Origin of the sequence: Nitratidesulfovibrio liaohensis (assembly GCF_011682075.1) — a bacterium.
GTDB classification, from domain to species: domain Bacteria; phylum Desulfobacterota; class Desulfovibrionia; order Desulfovibrionales; family Desulfovibrionaceae; genus Cupidesulfovibrio; species Cupidesulfovibrio liaohensis.
In genome coordinates this window covers 1-1,633 of record NZ_VSMK01000510.1, presented here as the reverse complement: position 1 = coordinate 1,633, position 1,633 = coordinate 1, and the positions used below count along the sequence as shown (strand labels likewise).

Annotated in this window: 1 protein-coding gene and 2 riboswitches; the gene reads right to left on the bottom strand. The window is 69.5% G+C overall.

Translation table 11 applies throughout. The features are described from left to right. Positions 1-373: 373 nt before the first annotated feature. Positions 374-470: riboswitch (glycine riboswitch) on the bottom strand. Between the two features lie 3 nt (positions 471-473). Then, positions 474-564, bottom strand: a riboswitch (glycine riboswitch). Positions 565-810: 246 nt separating this feature from the next. Next, the coding region (locus FVW27_RS15020) for a YyaL domain-containing protein (RefSeq protein WP_167126634.1) at positions 811-1,633 on the bottom strand (823 nt) is incomplete at its 5' end.

The window sequence follows — 1,633 nt, the reverse complement described above, 5'->3', positions numbered from 1 at the left end:
CCGGACGGCGGCGGCCTCACGGACGTGCCGCGCGGCGGCAGCTGGGCCGCCGCGCGCACGTTCCGCCACGCAAGGTTCCGGCACGCATTTGTGACGACCCCATGCGGCGGAATGAATGCGCACGTTTCCTACACGGGTGTACGGGCACCAGGGTGTCGGAAAGCATGGCGGATTCGCCTGCCGGGAAAGCCGGAGTGGAAGCGGAGGACGGCAGCCCGCGCGGGGCGGGTCTGTCTGGGGTCACGGTGGGATCCGGCGGCACCCCGGCACAGGACACGATCACAAGGGGATCGGCCAGCCAGCCGGGGTCGCGTGCGGGAGCCGCTGCGCACGGGGCGCGGCGGACGCATGCCGACCGGAGTCACGCGTGGCACTCTGTCCTTTTACCTGAGAGTTTCGCCGCCCCGGTTCCCTGCGAGGACACGGGCGGTTTGCTCCTTCGGTGCTCCACGGATGGAGGCTCTCCAGAGGTTCGTCGGGCAGCAGTCCTTTCGCCTGAAAGATTCACTTCGTCGGCGCCCCATGCCGTTTGCCGCCGGCTGGGGTCTCTCCTGCTGTCGTCATCCGAAACCAAGCGTGACTGGGGGTGTATCCGGTTGCCGGGGGAAACGCAAGCGGTGTCACAACACGCTGACATCGCACATGAAATGCACCGTTTGCATAAACAGTCCACAATCGATCTGCATGGGGCCTGGCAGCCGGGTCCACTCCGCCCCGCCCCCACTCACCCTCGCATGCCCTTATGGCGCACCGCGCATGCGGCATGCGCTCCCTCTTGTCCGGCAGCACATGCCGCATGGACAATGCCTGCTACCCCTGCGCCAGGGGGCGCACGGCCAGCAGGCGGGCCTTCAGTTCCGCCGGGTCGGTGATGGGCGGCGAGCAGGCGTAGTTCTCGCACAGCCAGGCTGTTGCCCGGTCTTCCAGCGGGGCCAGGTGCGCGGTGAACGGCACCAGCGCCGCAAGGTCGCGCGCATTGTCGGTGGTGCGCAGGTGCAGCACCGTGGTGGGCGCATAGGTGCCCCGCACGGCTGCCAGCATGTCCTCCGTATCCGGCTGGTCCGGCTCGCCCGCCACGATCACCGAACGCCCGCCGCTAAGCGCGAAATCCACCCCGCACAGGAACATGGTGGATCCGATGGGGTGATGGCGCACCTGCGTGGCAAAGGCGCGCAGCACGCCCCGCGCCCGCTCGCCGTATTCCGGTCGCCCCAGCAGCAGCGCCAGGCGCAGCAGATTGAACAGCGCCGCGGCGTTGCCCGAGGGCAGCGCGCCGTCGTGCCCTTCCTTGCGGCGCACCAGCAGGGCATCGCCATCCGCCGGGGTCATCCAGTACCCGCCGCCCTCGGCATCGTGAAAGAAGGTGTCCTGCACCTCTTGCAGGCGCAGGGCACGCCGCAGCCAGCGTACCTCGCCGGTGGCGCCGTACAGCTCGATGAGCCCCCAGATCATGAAGGCGTAATCGTCCAGCAGGCCGGACACGGCGGCCTCGCCGTCACGCCAGCGGTGCAGCAGCCGCCCTTCCGGGGTGGCCATGCGCGACAGCACGAAGTCCGCCGCAGCGGCTGCGGCTTCCGCCAGATGCGGCGCGTCGAAGGCCTGGGCGCACCGCGACATGGCGGCAATGGCCAGG